Source organism: Ensifer sp. EB106-03-01-XG145, from assembly GCF_058792075.1.
Genome location: NZ_JBYTEC010000010.1, coordinates 152,111 through 166,694, shown reverse-complemented (window position 1 = coordinate 166,694; position 14,584 = coordinate 152,111). Strand labels below are relative to the sequence as shown.

Below are 14,584 nucleotides of genomic sequence, written 5' to 3'. Positions count from 1 at the left end.
CAAATGCGAGCGAGACCGTCGATGCCTTCATTTGTCCCTGCACGCCTGGCCGGCCTTGCCTGCGCAACGTTTGGCCTGACCCTTCTCGCTTCGTGCCAATCGCCGAAGCCGCCGGCACCGAGCCCGAACACGGCTGCACTGCCGACCATGGAGCGCGTGGCGCTTGGCGCCAACGGCTGCTGGTTCAAATCGGGCGATTCCGAGTTCAAGTCCTATCGCCTGGCGCCGGAGCTTAATTCCTTCTCCGGCCGCCCGCGCATACTGATCGTGCCGCGCAAATCGCCGGAAGCACGCCCGCTCGCCGTCGTTCAGGCTGAGGGCAACCCGGCACGCCTGCAGGCCTTCGGACCGTTAATGAGCGAACCCGTCGGCACGCGCATGGCCGCCGATATCAAGCGCTGGGCTGCCGGCGGACAGGGCTGCAAGTAGACCTCAGTCGAATTGGCGAATTGATCCAAGGGCCGGTGCACCTCAGCGATGCGCCGGCCCTTTTGTATTGTTCTTGAGTGGTTCTTGCCCGAAAGGCTAGCGCCAGAACGGGACAGTCGATTCCTGGCGCGCGTCCTTCTCGGAAACACCGATATCCCTGAGTTGCCAATTGCTCATTTCCCCGAGCGCCAGACGACCGCGTCGCTTCGCTGCCAGCTTGCAATAGAGCCCCCATAGGCGCTTCAGTACGCTTTCGCGTTCCTCTGAATAGTCGCCACCAAACAATGTGCTGGTGCGTTCGACGGACTTCGCTTCCGAGCGGGACAAACAAATTGTATCGATTGTACTCATTGATAACCCCAATGCAGCGATTGCTATCGCTGTATTGGTGATAATTGACATATTCCGCGCTGTAATCTAAAGAATTGTCACTATGACAAATTGGCTCCCGGACATTCAGCAGGGTCACGGTCCGCTTTATGCGCGGATTGCCGACCAGATCGAACAGGCAATTGGCAACGGCGCCCTGCCCGTCGGCGCCAAATTGCCACCGCAGCGCAACCTCGCCTACGACATCGGCGTGACAATCGGCACGATTGGACGCGCCTATAACATCGTCCGCGAACGCGGACTTGTGAGCGGTGAAGTCGGTCGCGGCACCTATGTACTAGATCATCCCGAAAGCCGTCCGCCGGAGCAGGCGGATCCGCTGACGACCTCGCTCGCCGGCACCCGGCCGCTTGTGGCGCCTGCCGGCAAGTTGAGGTTCGACAGCACAGCTGCACCCGATATCGGCCAAGGCACGGTCTTGAGCGAGGTGCTTGGCGAGATCAGTCACGACCACCATGCGGACATTGCAAGCTACGCCCGCAACTTCCCGGATCACTGGTTCGAGGCGGGTTGCCTATGGCTGGCGCGCGGCGGCTTCCGCCCGAAGCCGGAAAACATCGTGCCGACGCTCGGTGCCCATGCGGGCGTGGTTGCCGTCATCACTGCGGTTACCGCGCCTGGCGACCGTATCGCCTTCGAGACGCTCACCTATTCGCAGGTGAGCCGCAGCGCCGGCCTGGTCGGCCGCCGGACGACGCTGGTCGAAAGCGACGAGTTTGGCATGATCCCCGAGGATTTCGAGCGCGTCTGCGCGCAGCAACATCCGAAGCTCGCGTTCCTGATGCCCAGCGCACAGAATCCGACCGTCGCCGTCATGCCGCTCGCGCGCCGCCAGGCGATCGCCGACATCGCCCGCAAATATGGCGTCTGGCTCGTTGAGGACGATCTCTATGGCGCCATGACCGGTGATCAGACGCCGCTCTTGGCGGAGCTTGCGCCGGAACGCACCTTCCTGGTTGGCGGTCTTTCGAAGTCGGTCGCTGCCGGTGTCCGCGGCGGCTGGGTCGCCTGCCCTCCGCATTTCAGCCAACGTATCCGCATTGCCCACAAGATGGTGAGCGGCGGTTTGCCGTTCATCCTGGCTGAGCTCTGCGCGCGCCTCGTGCTTTCCGGTTCGGCTGCAATCCTGCGCAGCAAGGGCATTGAAGAGGTGCGCGCCCGCGAGGCGATGGCCCGCGAAATCTTCGAAGGCATCGAGTTCACCTCGCACCCCTGTATTCCGTTCCTCTGGATGAAGCTGCCCGACCCCTGGCTCTCCGGCACCTTCAAGCAGGCTGCCCTGCAGGAGGGCGTGCTCGTCGACGACGAGGACGAGTTCAAGGCCGGACGAACCGACCGCGTCTTCCACCGCATTCGCATCGGTTTTTCCTCGCCGCCGGACCGAGCCCAGGTAAGAGCAGGTTTTCAGGCGCTGAAGCGGCTGCTCGACAGCGGCCGGGCGGGCTACGATAGTTTTGAGTGACTACAGAAATCCTCGGGGTGACTTTCGGGCAAGCTTGCGCAACATACTACTTTAGCAGTTTTGCGCATATGATTCGCCTTTAAGGATTCCGCATGCCGCTACCGTTCAGCCCCGCCTCGTCGCGTCGCATCGCATATCTTTTTCTCGCCACGACCACGTTGACCTCCGCCGCCCCGGCCCTTGCCGCGGACGGCGTTTTCGACGAAATGCGCTTCGGCGTGACGACGTCGATCGCTGCCGGCGATAAACAGGAAGACGGGGTCTTTCCGTCATTCACCGTGTACTTCGACCCGTTCGACGCCGATGGGGCGACCGACCTCGGCGAAAAACTGCTGCGCCCACGGGTCTATACCGGCGCGGCGGTTGCGACGTCGTCTAACGGGGTCAATCAGGCCTATGGCGGTTTGAGCTGGACCTTCGACATGACCCAGCGCCTGTTTGTCGAATTCGGCGCCGGCGGCACGATTCATGACGGCGACCTCGATGACCCCAATGGTTCCGGTCCCCAACTCGGCTGCCGCCTTCTCTTCCGCGAATACGCCGCTGCTGGCGTCCGCCTCGACGAGCACTGGAACGTCTCGGCGACCGTGGAACATGCTTCGCATGCCAATCTGTGCGACGGTCCGAACAACGGCCTGACACGCGCCGGCCTTGCGCTCGGCTACAAGTTCTGACGCTGGTCGCCGCACTGCCTTCTGCAAAGCTTATACGGGCGTCAACCGCTGTTGATCGCCCGTATTTTTCTGTCGCGCCGCGCCGCAGCATAGGCTAAAGAAGCCGCAAAGCGCTCCCTGTGTCTGTTGCGGTTCGCACGCGCCATATTCCTCTTAAGTGGATTGCGCGCCGCCCGAAGGATTTGACGGTCGACGATGACGATTTCGAACACCCGCCCCATCACCCCGGACCTCATCGCATCGCACGGGCTGAAGCCCGACGAATACGAGCGCATCCTGAGCCTGATCGGGCGCGAGCCGACTTTCACCGAGCTCGGCATCTTTTCGGCGATGTGGAACGAGCACTGCTCCTACAAGTCCTCGAAGAAGTGGCTGCGCACGCTGCCGACCAAAGGCCCGCGCGTCATCCAGGGGCCGGGCGAAAACGCCGGCGTGGTCGATATCGATGATGGCGACTGCGTCGTCTTCAAGATGGAGAGCCACAACCACCCGTCCTATATCGAGCCCTACCAGGGCGCTGCGACCGGCGTCGGCGGCATCCTGCGCGACGTCTTCACCATGGGCGCCCGTCCGGTTGCTGCGATGAATGCGCTCCGCTTCGGCGCGCCTGATCATCCGAAGACCCGCCACCTCGTTTCCGGCGTCGTTGCCGGCGTCGGCGGCTATGGCAATTCCTTCGGCGTTCCGACCGTCGGCGGCGAAGTCGAGTTCGACGCCCGCTACAACGGCAACATTCTCGTCAACGCCTTTGCCGCCGGCCTCGCCAAGAGCGATGCGATCTTCTACTCCAAGGCCGAAGGCGTGGGTCTCCCCGTCGTCTATCTCGGCGCCAAGACCGGCCGCGACGGTGTTGGTGGCGCGACCATGGCCTCGGCCGAGTTTGACGAGTCGATCGAAGAAAAGCGCCCGACCGTCCAGGTCGGCGACCCCTTCACCGAAAAGTGCCTGCTTGAAGCCTGCCTCGAGCTGATGCAGACCGGCGCCGTCATCGCCATCCAGGACATGGGTGCGGCCGGCCTCACCTGCTCGGCCGTCGAAATGGGCGCCAAGGGCGACCTCGGCATCGAGCTCAACCTTGATAGCGTTCCCGTTCGCGAAGAACGCATGACCGCTTACGAGATGATGCTGTCGGAAAGCCAGGAGCGCATGCTCATGGTGTTGGAGCCCGCCAAGGAAGAAGTCGCCAAGGCGATCTTCGTCAAGTGGGGCCTCGACTTTGCCATCGTCGGCAAGACCACAGACGATCTGCGCTTCCGCATCCTGCACCAGGGCGAAGAAGTGGCGAACCTGCCGATCAAGGAACTGGGCGACGAAGCGCCGGAATACGATCGTCCCTGGACCCCTGCCAAGACCTCGACTCCGCTGGCAACCAACGACATCCCGGCTGCTGACGTCGCCGACGCACTCGTGAAGCTCGTCGGTTCGGCCAACAACTCCTCGCGCCGCTGGGTCTACGAACAGTACGACACCCTGATCCAGGGCAACTCGCTGCAGCTTCCGGGCGGTGACGCTGGCGTCGTGCGCGTCGAGGGTCACGTCTCCAAGGCGCTGGCCTTCTCCTCCGACGTAACGCCGCGTTACGTCGAAGCCGATCCGTTCGAAGGCGGCAAGCAGGCGGTCGCCGAATGCTGGCGCAACCTGACGGCAACCGGCGCGCTGCCGCTGGCAGCCACCGACAACCTCAACTTCGGCAACCCGGAACGCCCGGAAATCATGAGCCAGCTGGTCCATGCCATCAAGGGCATCGGCGAAGCATGCACCGCGCTCGACTTTCCGATCGTTTCCGGCAACGTCTCGCTCTACAACGAGACCAATGGCCAAGGGATCCTGCCGACCCCAACGATCGGCGGCGTTGGCCTGATCAAGGACTGGTCGAAGATGGCGCGCATCCGCTTTGCTGCGGAAGGCGAAACGATCCTGCTTGCCGGTGCACCTGTTGGCCTGGGCACCCACATCGCCCAGTCGGTCTACATGCGAGACGTTCACGGCCGCACCGACGGTCCGGCGCCGCATGTCGATCTGGCGCATGAACGCAAGGTGGGCGATTTCGTCCGCGGCCTCATCGTCGATGGCCTCGTGACGGCCGTTCACGATTGCTCGTCGGGTGGCCTGGCGCTTGCGGTCGCCGAAATGGCGATGGCCTCGGGCATTGGCGCCACGGTTGATGCCGTCGCCGGTCACGACCCGATCGCGACCTTCTATGGCGAAGATCAGGGCCGCTACGTCGTAACTGTTGCCGCTGGCGCACTCGACGCGGTTACCGCCCGCGCTAAGGCCGCAGGCGTTGCCCTGCCCGTCATCGGCAAGACCGCTGGCGATGCCGTCAAGCTCGGCGATGCCAGGGCGGTTTCGGTCGCTGAGCTGCGCTCGACCCACGAAGGCTGGTTCCCGGAATTCATGCAGGGCGATCTCGCTCCCGAGAACTGAGAAACGACGACGGGAGCCGCTGATCGGCGGCTCCCGTCTGGCTCTTCGCATGCCTCGAAAGGTGTCATCTGGGGACGCGATCAAGCGTGATCATCTGATCGTACCGGCGCCAGCAACTGGCCGCCCTCACCCAATTCAGCAATTGCGTTCCGCCCCTGAATCGTGGTTCCCTAATTTCATGGATGGCGTCGGCAGGCTGCTGACGTTGCAGAATAAAAAGGGAGTTGGCGTATCATGCCCATGACACCAGGCGACATCGAAGACATGATCAAGGCAGGGATTCCCGGTGCCAAGGTCACGATCCGCGATCTGGCCGGTGACGGCGACCACTATGCCGCCGAAGTCGTGGCCGAGGCGTTTCGTGGCAAGACCCGCGTGCAGCAGCACCAGATGGTCTACAACGCACTCAAGGGCAACATGGGCGGTGTTCTACACGCCCTCGCCCTGCAGACGAGCGCGCCGGAGTAAGCCGGAATGGCTGACCTGATCAAGGAACTCGTCAGCGGCGTCGTTGACAGTGCATTGAAGGAAATCCTCAAGAAGACCGGCGTCAAGCGAACCTCGACCAAGCGGACAAAGCGCCGGACGCGGACGACTTCGTCCGGCGGCGGCATCCTCGCGGATATCCTCGAAGCGGCCATTCGCAAGCCGGCCAAGAAGCAGGTCAGCCGTCGCAAAACGGCTGCGGCGCGCAGCAAGACCCGGCGCCGCACCGCTTGACTGCATGTTTCCTTAACTCGTCGCGGATTTATGGACGAAAACATGCAGAAAATCAAAGTGCTACAGCGACCTTTGCGCGCCTGAGAAGACGCGCGGCGCTGTAGTGGTAATAAAACCACATCTTGAGGCCCATCAATATTTGTTGCGATTGGGTGGTGAAAATCACCAATATGCATGCTATCTAGAACCCAATCGATATCCGGCCCTTGAAGCCGGCGCAGGAAGGAAGACGAGATGAGCGGAATTCACGAATTCATCGACAACGAAGTCAAGACAAACGATGTGGTGCTCTTCATGAAGGGTACGCCGCAGTTCCCGCAGTGCGGCTTCTCCGGTCAGGTTGTCCAGATTCTCGACTACATCGGTGTCGACTACAAGGGCGTCAACGTGCTCGCCGATGCTGACCTGCGCCAGGGCATCAAGGATTACTCCAACTGGCCGACGATCCCGCAGCTCTACGTCAAGGGCGAATTCGTCGGCGGTTGCGACATCGTGCGTGAAATGTTCCAGGCCGGAGAACTGCAGTCTCACCTTGAGGCGCAGGGCGTTGCCGTCAAGGGCGCCGCCGCCTGATCTAAGGATGCCTCGTCCCGATCTTTCGGAGAAGGCGGGCAACCGCCTTTTTTGATTCTGGCCGTAATTCCGCATCGCCTAATTTTCGTTGTCCTTCAGAAGGACTTGCGCGTGCGATTCGCGCAGGTGCCGCCAAGATACGTTCAGAGCGCGCTTCCTTCGGGGAGCGAAGGGCCGGATGTCCGGCCTGTCATGAATCGGTTGCGATCGTTCGGCATAAGCTGCCTGTAGAGGTTCTCGCCTCGCCCCCTTGGCGCCCGGAAAGTCCGGTCCCTGCCGCTCGACGCTTCCTTCGCTTCATGCCGGCCCGGTCCGTGCGGTTGGTTTCCAATCGCCCCGGTTGCCCCCGCTCAAATTCGATATGTCTGCTGGCATGGCGTCAGCCGACACCCTTCTTTTCCGGATTTGCTCCGGACCAACCTGTTTCGCTTGCGCCCGGTGCGCCGCTAGGACTTTTTGCAAATGACCAGCACGACCAACGAAGACGCCCGGCCCGGGGTCACGAAATTCCAGTTCATCGCGCTGATGGCCATGCTGATGGCAACCAACGCCATCTCGATTGACATCATGTTGCCAGGTCTGCAGCAGATCGGAGCCAGCCTCGGCGTCGCCTCTGAAAATGAGCGGCAGTACATCATCACCGCCTATCTGCTCGGCATGGGGGTGGCACAGCTGTTCTTCGGCCCGCTTTCGGATCGCTTCGGGCGTAAGCCACCGCTGATTGCCGGCCTTGCCCTCTATGCGCTCTGCGCGCTGGCGATCGCGATCGTACCGAGCTTCGGCCTCATGCTGGCGCTGCGCTTCGTGCAGGGCGCCGGTGCTGCGGCGACGCGCGTCATCACCATCTCGATCGTCCGCGACGTCTATGGCGGCCGACAGATGGCTGAGGTCATGTCTCTGGTCATGATGGTGTTCATGATCGTGCCAGTTGTGGCGCCTTCGATCGGCCAACTCATCATCAGCCTTGCCGATTGGCACATGATCTTTGTCGTCGTCGCACTCTATGCCGTGATGAACATTGCAATCGTCGTGTCGAAACTCGGCGAGACGCTCGATCCGGCCCATCGCCGCGCCTTCACGCCGGCGGTCATCCTCAGCGGTTTCCGCATGGTGCTGACGAACCGGGTGTCGCTGCTTTACACGCTCGCGACCTCGGTGATCCTTGGTGCACTGTTCGGCTTCATCAACTCGGCGCAGCAGGTGCTCGTCGGCGTCTACGACCTCGGCGTGTGGTTTCCGCTTGTCTTCGCCGCCTTTGCCAGTATGATGGCGGTCGCTTCCTTCACCAATTCCCGCCTTGTCCGCCGCTTCGGCATGCGGCCGCTATCCCATGCGGCACTCATCGGCTTCACGCTGGCGAGCTTCGTCTGGATGTCGGCCTCGCTCTATGCGCCGCTGCCCTTCCCGGTCTTCGTGGTCCTCTACTGCGCCACGATGTTCCAGTTCGGGCTGATCGCGCCGAACTTCAACGCCATGGCCATGGAGCCGCTCGGCCATGTTGCCGGAACTGCCTCCTCGGTTCTCGGATTCATGCAGACGATCGGCGGAAGCGTGATTGGAGCCTTCATCGGCCAGTCCTTCGACGGCACCGCAACGCCGCTCGCCACTGGCTACTTCACTGTCGCCGCGATCGGTCTCGTGTTCGTTCTGATTGCCGAACGCGGCAAGCTCTTCAAACCGCACCATCAGCCGGCCGGTTGATCCCAGAACCGGCCAGTCCTCATTTTTGAAGAATTTACGGGCTCATCCAATGACCACCATCACCAATCAATCCGAACATATCGACGGGGTTTCCGGGGCTCAGCGCCTCAACATGGGCATCGTCGAGTTCATCATCACCATCGCCGTCATGACGGCGAGTGTCGCCATCGCCATCGATAGCATGCTGCCGGCGCTGCCGGCGATCGGCCAGTCGCTGAATGTCGCCAACACCAATGATAGCCAGCTGGTGATCGGCGTCTTCTTCCTCGGCTTCGGCATTTCGCAGATCTTCTTCGGCAGCCTTTCGGATGCCTTCGGCCGTCGCCGCGTGCTGCTCGGCGGCCTCGCCTTCTTCACCGTGTCGATGTTTGCGGCCGCCCTCACCCAGAGCTTCGAGACGCTGCTCATCCTGCGTTTCATTCAGGGCATCGGCGCGGCCGCGATCCGCATCACCACCATGGCGATCGTGCGCGACTGCTTCGGCGGCCGCGAGATGGCGCGTGTGATGTCCTATGTCATGATCGTCTTCATGATCGTGCCGATCGTTGCGCCCTCGATCGGCCAACTCGTGATCCTTTATGCCAACTGGCACTGGATCTTCATCCTGATCGGCGTCATCGGCGCGATCCTGTTCGTCTGGGCCTTTTCCCGCATGAAGGAGTCCCTGCCGCGCGAGGAGCGCATGCCGCTCTCCGTCGGCGCAGTCGCGTCGGGTTTCAAGACCGTTCTCACCAACCGCATCACCTGCGGCTACATGATCGGCATGACGCTCTTCACCGCGGTCATCTGCGCCTACATCGTCACGGTCCAGCAGATCTTCGGCGAGGTCTATGGCCTCGGTGACTGGCTGCCGATCGCCTTTGCCGGCACGGCCGGCGGCATCGCGGTCGCGAACTTCGCCAACGGCTTCTTCGTCCGCAGCTTCGGCATGCGCCGGATCTCGCACGTCTCGATGATCCTGTTCACGCTGCTTTCGGTCGTCGGCTTCGTGATGTCGCTCTCCGGCACGCCGGCCTTCGTCGTCAGCTACCTGATGTTCTCGGTGCTCCTGATGTTCTTTGCGGTGATCGCGACGAACTTCACCGCGATCAGCCTGGAGCCGATGGGGCACCTTGCCGGCACGGCGACGGCGATCACCGGCTTTGTCTCGACCACCGGTGGCGCCTTGATCGGCGGCACCGTCGGCCAGCTCTTCAACGGTACGCTGCAGCCGCTCTTCGGCGGCTTCGCCCTCTTCGGCATCCTGACGGTTCTGGCGACGCTCTGGGCCGAGAAGGGTAAGCTCTTCACCCATCCTGGCGACAAGGACGTCACCATGGATCACGGCGGCGGCCACATGTAACCGGCGGCCGTATGGCAAAAAAGAAAGCCCGCCTGGAGCGATCCGGGCGGGCTTTTCATTTGCTGTCGGCTTCGAACGGCTTAGACCGTGAAGACCTCGCGGCGAAGCGTCTCCCAGCTCTCCTTGTCGGTCGCGAGCAGCAGGCCGCCGTTGAGATGGGCAGGCAGATAGGGCGAACCGTCGAAGCGGGCCGCATAGGCACCGGCTTCCTGCGAAATCAGCGTTCCCGCCAAGTGATCCCAGGGCATCAGCTTCTGGTACATCAGGAAGTGCAGATGCCCGGCGGCGAAGATGCGGTATTCGTGGGCCGCGCAGCGGTAGCTGGTGGCCATACGCACCTTGGCCATATTGGCCATGACTTCACGCCGTGCTTCCTGCTGATAAAAGCCTGTCGAGGCGCCACCGACCATGGCTTCGAGCGGTACGCCCGCCGTCACCGACATACGCTCCTGCGAGCCGTCAGGGCGGCACATCCAGGCGCCCGATCCCTTCTCCGCGATCACCCAGTCATTGCCGAGCGGATCGTAGATGATGCCGGCGACCGTTTCGCCCTTGGAGACCACGCTCGCCATCACGCCGAAGAGCGGCAGGCCAGCGGCGAAGTTGAAGGTGCCGTCGATCGGGTCGACGACGACGGCGAGATCGGCCTCGTTGAGCTTGTCGAGAAGGGTCGGATCGGCCGCGACCGATTCTTCGCCGACGAACAGAGCGCCCGGTGCCACCTCTTCGATACGTGACTTGATCAGCCGTTCGGCCGCCTCGTCGCCTTCGGTCACGAGATCGATCGCTTCCGACTTCATCCGGACATCGCCTGCATCAAGATTGCGGAACCGCGGCAGGATCTCTTTGACCGCCGCTTCCTGCAGGAGGTTGGCAAGGCCGGCGATGTCAACGGAATGGCTCATTCTTTGGGCTCCGGTGTAAGGGACAGGAAATCGAACAGCTTGGGATCGAGCAGATGCGACGGGTTCACGTGACCGAGCGCGCGCAGCATCGTGTCCTTGCGGCCGGGCATGCGCCGCTCGATATCGGCCAGCATCGCCTTCATGGCGTTGCGCTCGAGACCGTCCTGCGAGCCGCAAAGGTCGCAAGGGATGATCGGAAACTCCATCGCGGAGGCAAACTTGGAAAGATCGTCCTCGGCCGCATAGGCGAGCGGGCGAAGCAACATCAGATCGCCTTCGTCGTTCAGCAGCTTCGCCGGCATCGAGGCGAGCCGGCCACCATGGAAGAAGTTCATGAAGAAGGTTTCGAGGATGTCCTCGCGGTGGTGGCCGAGCACCAGTGCGTCGCACCCCTCTTCGCGCGCAATGCGATAGAGGTTGCCGCGGCGCAGCCGCGAACAGAGCGAACAGTAGGTCGCCCCCGTCGGTACCTTTTCCTTCACGATCGAATAGGTGTCGCGATACTCGATGCGGTGCTTGACGCCGATCGATTGAAGATATTCCGGCAGGATATGCTTCGGGAAGTTCGGTTGGCCCTGGTCGAGATTGCAGGCGATCAGTTCTACCGGCAGCAATCCGCGCCATTGCAGGTCCATCAGCAGCGCCAACAGGCTGTAGCTGTCCTTGCCGCCGGAAAGGCCGATCAGCCAGCGCTTCGCGCCCTTCAGCATGCCGAAGTCGTCGAGCGCCTGCCGTGTCTGGCGCAGCAGGCGCTTGCGCAGCTTGTTGAACGAGACGGAGGACGGCATGCGGCTGAACAGCGGATGCGTGCCGGCGTCGATCTCGCCCTCATCGAAAGTGGTTTCGGCCTGGTCTTGCGACACGTTAAGCGAAAGGTCCATGGCGGGGATCCTGTGCGGCAGGCACGGGCGCAACCCGCGCCCGGCAAATCTTGGCCTGCACTTGCCCGCTCCGGCCGTCAAGATCAAGGGAAATCGGCCGGATTGTGCTGGTTGCGATGCCGCAGAAGGTCCTAGGACCCGAAGACCGACCAGCCGGTGCGCGCTGCCAGCATCTCAAGCGCCAGCGAGCCGAGCAGCGAGTTGCCGTTTTCGTTGAGACCAGGAGACCAGACGGCAACCGACGCCTTGCCAGGCGCCACCGCCAGAATTCCGCCACCCACGCCGCTCTTGCCCGGCAGGCCGACGCGGTAGGCAAAATCGCCCGAGCCGTCATAGTGGCCGCAGGTCAGCATCAGCGCGTTGATGCGCCGCGCCCGCTGTCGCGAGACGACGTTATGGCCCGTCAGCGGATTGCTGCCGCCAGCGGCCAGAAACAGCCCGGCCTTGGCCAGCTGGCTGCAGGTCATCGCCAATGCGCAATGGTGGAAATAGACGCCGAGTACATGCTCCACCGGATGGTCGAGCTTGCCGAAGGAGCGCATGAAATTGGCGAGCGCGAAGTTCCGGTAGCCGGTAGCCGTCTCCGAACGCGCAACTTCGTGGTCGATGACGATCTCGTCGTCGTCGGCAAGGTAACGGATGAACTGCACGATTTCGCCGATCAGTTCCCGCGGCGTATGGCCGGCGAGGATCAGGTCGCTGATGGTGATGGCGCCGGCGTTGATGAAGGGATTGCGCGGCTTGCCGCCTTCCTGCTCGAGCTGGACGATGGAGTTGAAGGCCGAACCGGATGGCTCGCGGCCGACACGGTGCCAGATGTTCTCGCCATGTTTGCCGAGTGCCAGCGTCAGCGTGAACACCTTGGAGACGCTCTGGATCGAAAACGGCACTTCGGCATCGCCGACCCGGTAGAGCTTGCCGTCGGTGGTCACGATCGCCATGCCGAAATGCTTGGCGTCGACGCGCGCGAGCTGTGGGATGTAGTCGGCAACCTTGCCCTGGCCGAACCGCGGGCTCAGTTCCCGATGGATATCGTCGATGATCGCTTGCAAGTCTTGCGGAGCGTTCTGCTCAGGCATCGGCTTCCCTCTCACTCATCGCCTGTCGAAGGGATGAAATCGCGCCATGGACGGCAGCGCCACGGTAATCGCTACCGACAAAAAAACCGCCCGTTTCCGGGCGGTTTTCGATACGTCACAAGGCGTGAGCCCCGGATTAACGCGAATAGAATTCGACGACCAGGTGCGGTTCCATGACGACCGGGTACGGAACGTCAGAGAGGCCCGGAACGCGGACGAAGGTCGCAACCATCTTGTTGTGGTCGGCTTCGATGTAGTCCGGAACGTCGCGCTCAGCGAGCGAAACCGATTCCAGAACGGTTACGAGCTGCTTGGACTTTTCCTTGACTTCGATAACGTCGCCCGGCTTGCAACGGTAGGAACCGATGTTGACGCGGACGCCGTTGACCTTGACGTGGCCGTGGTTGACGAACTGACGGGCAGCGAAGACCGTCGGAACGAACTTGGCGCGGTAGACGATCGCGTCGAGACGCGACTCGAGCAGGCCGATCAGGTTTTCCGGGGTGTCGCCCTTGCGGCGGGAAGCTTCAGCGAAGATCGCGCGGAACTGCTTCTCGCGGATGTCGCCGTAGTAGCCCTTGAGCTTCTGCTTGGCGCGCAGCTGTACACCGAAGTCCGAGAGCTTGGACTTGCGGCGCTGGCCGTGCTGGCCCGGGCCGTATTCGCGGCGGTTTACCGGGGACTTCGGACGGCCCCAGATGTTTTCGCCCATACGGCGGTCAATTTTGTACTTGGACGATTCGCGCTTGCTCATCGCATTTCCTTTCAAACAGTTACACCGGCCTGTTTCCAAGCCGGATCAAGGAAACACGCCCTCCTCTGAACCCATTTTCGGGGTTCTGACAGGTTTCTCACGATCACGCTGACGGAGAAGCCACGGGACATGTCAAATGAAACACCGGACATTTCTGCCCGGCGTTGAGGCGGCTTTAGTGCGTCCGGCCCCTATTGTCAACGAAATTGTGACAAACCGGCATCCGTTCAAGCCGGATCAACGGCCTCGGCCCGCTCCAGCGAGACGAGCAGTTTCCTGAGGAGCGCCGCCAATGCGGCGCGATCCTCCTTGCTCAGCCCTGCGAGGTACTGCGCCTCGCTGGTCATATCCGCACGAATCGCCGTTTCCGCAAGCGCTATTCCTTTCTCGGTCAGTCCGACGACGCTGCTTCGGCCATCGGATGCCGAGCGTTCGCGCACGATCAGCCCTGCCTTTTGCAGCCGGTCGAGGCGATGCGTGAGCCCGCCCGACGAGATCATCAGCAATGTATAGAGGTCGGTCGGCGTCAGGCGATAAGGCGGGCCTGAACGCCTAAGCGTCGAGATCACGTCGAACTCGCCGCGGTCGAGGCCGAATGAAGAGAATGTCTCCTCGATCGACGGGCGCACAAGGTTGGAAAGGCGGTAGGCGCGCCCAAGGATGGTCATCGGCTCGGTATTGAGGTCGGGCAGTTCGGCCGCCCACTGCGCCTGCAGCCGGTCGACGTGATCCCTCGCCTCGTTCTCATTCTGCATTGCTCACCTCGGTAATTCATCAATATATCTTGACGAGAAGATAGTTTCGAATAATATCTTCTCGTGAAGATAATTCATCCACTGCAGGAAGCCAAGCCGACCGGAGATGGAGGCCAGCATGTTTCATGTCATTCCGCGTGCAGAGCAGAAGCAGAGCCCCAACCGAACCATCCTGTTTGAAGGCGGGCAATACGGCACGCCCATCTCGCTGTTCCTGATGGATGCAGCGCCCGGCCAGGGGCCTGCCCTTCACGTCCATCCCTATCCGGAGACCTGGATCGTGCATTCCGGCGAAGCGGAGTTCACTGTCGGTGAGCAAAAGATCATGGGCAAGGCCGGCGACATCATCGTCGTCGATCCCGAGGCGCCGCACCGTTTCGTCAACACTGGCACCAGCCGGCTGCAGATGACTTGCATCCACGCGTCGGATCGGGTGGTTCAGACCTGGCTCTAGCGTTCGTGCGCTTTTGGCTGTGACAGTAGCCCAAAGGC

At 62.1% G+C, this 14,584-nt stretch carries 16 protein-coding genes; 10 read left to right on the top strand and 6 right to left on the bottom strand.

The annotated features are described in order from the left end of the window. The first annotated feature begins 21 nt into the window (after positions 1-21). Positions 22-429, top strand: coding sequence for a hypothetical protein (locus AC3WWH_RS22690; protein WP_058324125.1), 408 nt, complete (start codon positions 22-24; stop codon positions 427-429). A 96-nt stretch (positions 430-525) separates the two neighbouring features. Here the strand turns inward: AC3WWH_RS22690 and AC3WWH_RS22685 are convergent, their stop codons facing one another. Continuing rightward, complete coding sequence (locus AC3WWH_RS22685) at positions 526-780, bottom strand: DUF1127 domain-containing protein (protein ID WP_492377283.1); 255 nt, start codon at positions 778-780, stop codon at positions 526-528. An 82-nt stretch (positions 781-862) separates the two neighbouring features. Between AC3WWH_RS22685 and AC3WWH_RS22680 the strand changes: the two genes are divergently transcribed. From AC3WWH_RS22680 to AC3WWH_RS22645, 8 genes are all read left to right on the top strand, one after another. Beyond that, entirely contained in the window at positions 863-2,281 is a 1,419-nt protein-coding gene (locus AC3WWH_RS22680) for an aminotransferase-like domain-containing protein (RefSeq protein WP_058324124.1), read from the top strand. A gap of 92 nt (positions 2,282-2,373) precedes the next feature. Next, complete coding sequence (locus tag AC3WWH_RS22675; RefSeq protein WP_113398893.1) at positions 2,374-2,955, top strand: acyloxyacyl hydrolase; 582 nt, start codon at positions 2,374-2,376, stop codon at positions 2,953-2,955. Between the two features lie 195 nt (positions 2,956-3,150). Next, the gene (gene purL, locus AC3WWH_RS22670) at positions 3,151-5,382 is read left to right on the top strand and encodes a phosphoribosylformylglycinamidine synthase subunit PurL (RefSeq protein ID WP_057248941.1); all 2,232 of its coding nucleotides are present in this window, start codon (positions 3,151-3,153) and stop codon (positions 5,380-5,382) included. Positions 5,383-5,616: 234 nt separating this feature from the next. Then, positions 5,617-5,850 carry a BolA family protein gene (locus AC3WWH_RS22665; RefSeq protein WP_057248940.1) on the top strand — a complete coding sequence of 78 codons (234 nt, stop codon included), beginning with the start codon at positions 5,617-5,619 and terminating at the stop codon, positions 5,848-5,850. A 6-nt stretch (positions 5,851-5,856) separates the two neighbouring features. Beyond that, on the top strand, positions 5,857-6,102 hold the full coding sequence (locus tag AC3WWH_RS22660; protein ID WP_057248939.1) for a hypothetical protein: 246 nt from the start codon (positions 5,857-5,859) through the stop codon (positions 6,100-6,102). A 234-nt stretch (positions 6,103-6,336) separates the two neighbouring features. Further along, positions 6,337-6,675 carry a Grx4 family monothiol glutaredoxin gene (gene grxD, locus AC3WWH_RS22655; protein ID WP_057248938.1) on the top strand — a complete coding sequence of 113 codons (339 nt, stop codon included), beginning with the start codon at positions 6,337-6,339 and terminating at the stop codon, positions 6,673-6,675. Between the two features lie 462 nt (positions 6,676-7,137). Further along, positions 7,138-8,376: a multidrug effflux MFS transporter gene (locus tag AC3WWH_RS22650; RefSeq protein WP_058324123.1), complete on the top strand. Its 1,239-nt coding sequence runs from the start codon at positions 7,138-7,140 to the stop codon at positions 8,374-8,376. Positions 8,377-8,425: 49 nt separating this feature from the next. Next, positions 8,426-9,718, top strand: a complete 1,293-nt coding sequence (locus AC3WWH_RS22645) for a multidrug effflux MFS transporter (RefSeq protein WP_057248936.1) — start codon at positions 8,426-8,428, stop codon at positions 9,716-9,718. An 80-nt stretch (positions 9,719-9,798) separates the two neighbouring features. Here the strand turns inward: AC3WWH_RS22645 and AC3WWH_RS22640 are convergent, their stop codons facing one another. From AC3WWH_RS22640 to AC3WWH_RS22620, 5 genes are all read right to left on the bottom strand, one after another. Continuing rightward, entirely contained in the window at positions 9,799-10,623 is an 825-nt protein-coding gene (locus AC3WWH_RS22640; protein ID WP_058324122.1) for an inositol monophosphatase family protein, read from the bottom strand. Then, positions 10,620-11,504, bottom strand: coding sequence for a tRNA 2-thiocytidine(32) synthetase TtcA (gene ttcA, locus AC3WWH_RS22635; RefSeq protein WP_058324121.1), 885 nt, complete (start codon positions 11,502-11,504; stop codon positions 10,620-10,622). The genes AC3WWH_RS22640 and ttcA overlap by 4 nt, the downstream gene beginning before the upstream one ends. Before the next feature lie 131 nt (positions 11,505-11,635). Next, positions 11,636-12,583: a glutaminase gene (locus AC3WWH_RS22630; protein WP_058324120.1), complete on the bottom strand. Its 948-nt coding sequence runs from the start codon at positions 12,581-12,583 to the stop codon at positions 11,636-11,638. Between the two features lie 136 nt (positions 12,584-12,719). Further along, on the bottom strand, positions 12,720-13,337 hold the full coding sequence (rpsD, locus tag AC3WWH_RS22625; protein WP_057248932.1) for a 30S ribosomal protein S4: 618 nt from the start codon (positions 13,335-13,337) through the stop codon (positions 12,720-12,722). Positions 13,338-13,564: 227 nt separating this feature from the next. Continuing rightward, a complete protein-coding gene (locus AC3WWH_RS22620; protein WP_058324119.1) occupies positions 13,565-14,092 on the bottom strand; it encodes a MarR family winged helix-turn-helix transcriptional regulator in 528 nt (175 codons plus the stop codon). A gap of 118 nt (positions 14,093-14,210) precedes the next feature. On the opposite strand from AC3WWH_RS22620, the gene AC3WWH_RS22615 reads away from it, so the two are divergent. Next, complete coding sequence (locus tag AC3WWH_RS22615) at positions 14,211-14,546, top strand: cupin domain-containing protein (protein ID WP_058324196.1); 336 nt, start codon at positions 14,211-14,213, stop codon at positions 14,544-14,546. Positions 14,547-14,584: the final 38 nt, after the last annotated feature.

What these genes read in the sequence shown, in the direction of transcription:
- AC3WWH_RS22690 (WP_058324125.1), top strand. Translation starts at nt 22, where the DNA reads ATGCCTTCATTTGTCCCTGCACGCCTGGCCGGCCTTGCCTGCGCAACG.
- AC3WWH_RS22615 (WP_058324196.1), top strand. Translation starts at nt 14,211, where the DNA reads ATGTTTCATGTCATTCCGCGTGCAGAGCAGAAGCAGAGCCCCAACCGA.
- grxD (WP_057248938.1), top strand. Translation starts at nt 6,337, where the DNA reads ATGAGCGGAATTCACGAATTCATCGACAACGAAGTCAAGACAAACGAT.
- AC3WWH_RS22620 (WP_058324119.1), bottom strand. Translation starts at nt 14,092, where the DNA reads ATGCAGAATGAGAACGAGGCGAGGGATCACGTCGACCGGCTGCAGGCG.
- AC3WWH_RS22630 (WP_058324120.1), bottom strand. Translation starts at nt 12,583, where the DNA reads ATGCCTGAGCAGAACGCTCCGCAAGACTTGCAAGCGATCATCGACGAT.
- AC3WWH_RS22675 (WP_113398893.1), top strand. Translation starts at nt 2,374, where the DNA reads ATGCCGCTACCGTTCAGCCCCGCCTCGTCGCGTCGCATCGCATATCTT.
- AC3WWH_RS22665 (WP_057248940.1), top strand. Translation starts at nt 5,617, where the DNA reads ATGCCCATGACACCAGGCGACATCGAAGACATGATCAAGGCAGGGATT.
- AC3WWH_RS22680 (WP_058324124.1), top strand. Translation starts at nt 863, where the DNA reads ATGACAAATTGGCTCCCGGACATTCAGCAGGGTCACGGTCCGCTTTAT.
- AC3WWH_RS22685 (WP_492377283.1), bottom strand. Translation starts at nt 780, where the DNA reads ATGAGTACAATCGATACAATTTGTTTGTCCCGCTCGGAAGCGAAGTCC.
- AC3WWH_RS22640 (WP_058324122.1), bottom strand. Translation starts at nt 10,623, where the DNA reads ATGAGCCATTCCGTTGACATCGCCGGCCTTGCCAACCTCCTGCAGGAA.
- AC3WWH_RS22645 (WP_057248936.1), top strand. Translation starts at nt 8,426, where the DNA reads ATGACCACCATCACCAATCAATCCGAACATATCGACGGGGTTTCCGGG.
- rpsD (WP_057248932.1), bottom strand. Translation starts at nt 13,337, where the DNA reads ATGAGCAAGCGCGAATCGTCCAAGTACAAAATTGACCGCCGTATGGGC.
- AC3WWH_RS22660 (WP_057248939.1), top strand. Translation starts at nt 5,857, where the DNA reads ATGGCTGACCTGATCAAGGAACTCGTCAGCGGCGTCGTTGACAGTGCA.
- ttcA (WP_058324121.1), bottom strand. Translation starts at nt 11,504, where the DNA reads ATGGACCTTTCGCTTAACGTGTCGCAAGACCAGGCCGAAACCACTTTC.
- purL (WP_057248941.1), top strand. Translation starts at nt 3,151, where the DNA reads ATGACGATTTCGAACACCCGCCCCATCACCCCGGACCTCATCGCATCG.
- AC3WWH_RS22650 (WP_058324123.1), top strand. Translation starts at nt 7,138, where the DNA reads ATGACCAGCACGACCAACGAAGACGCCCGGCCCGGGGTCACGAAATTC.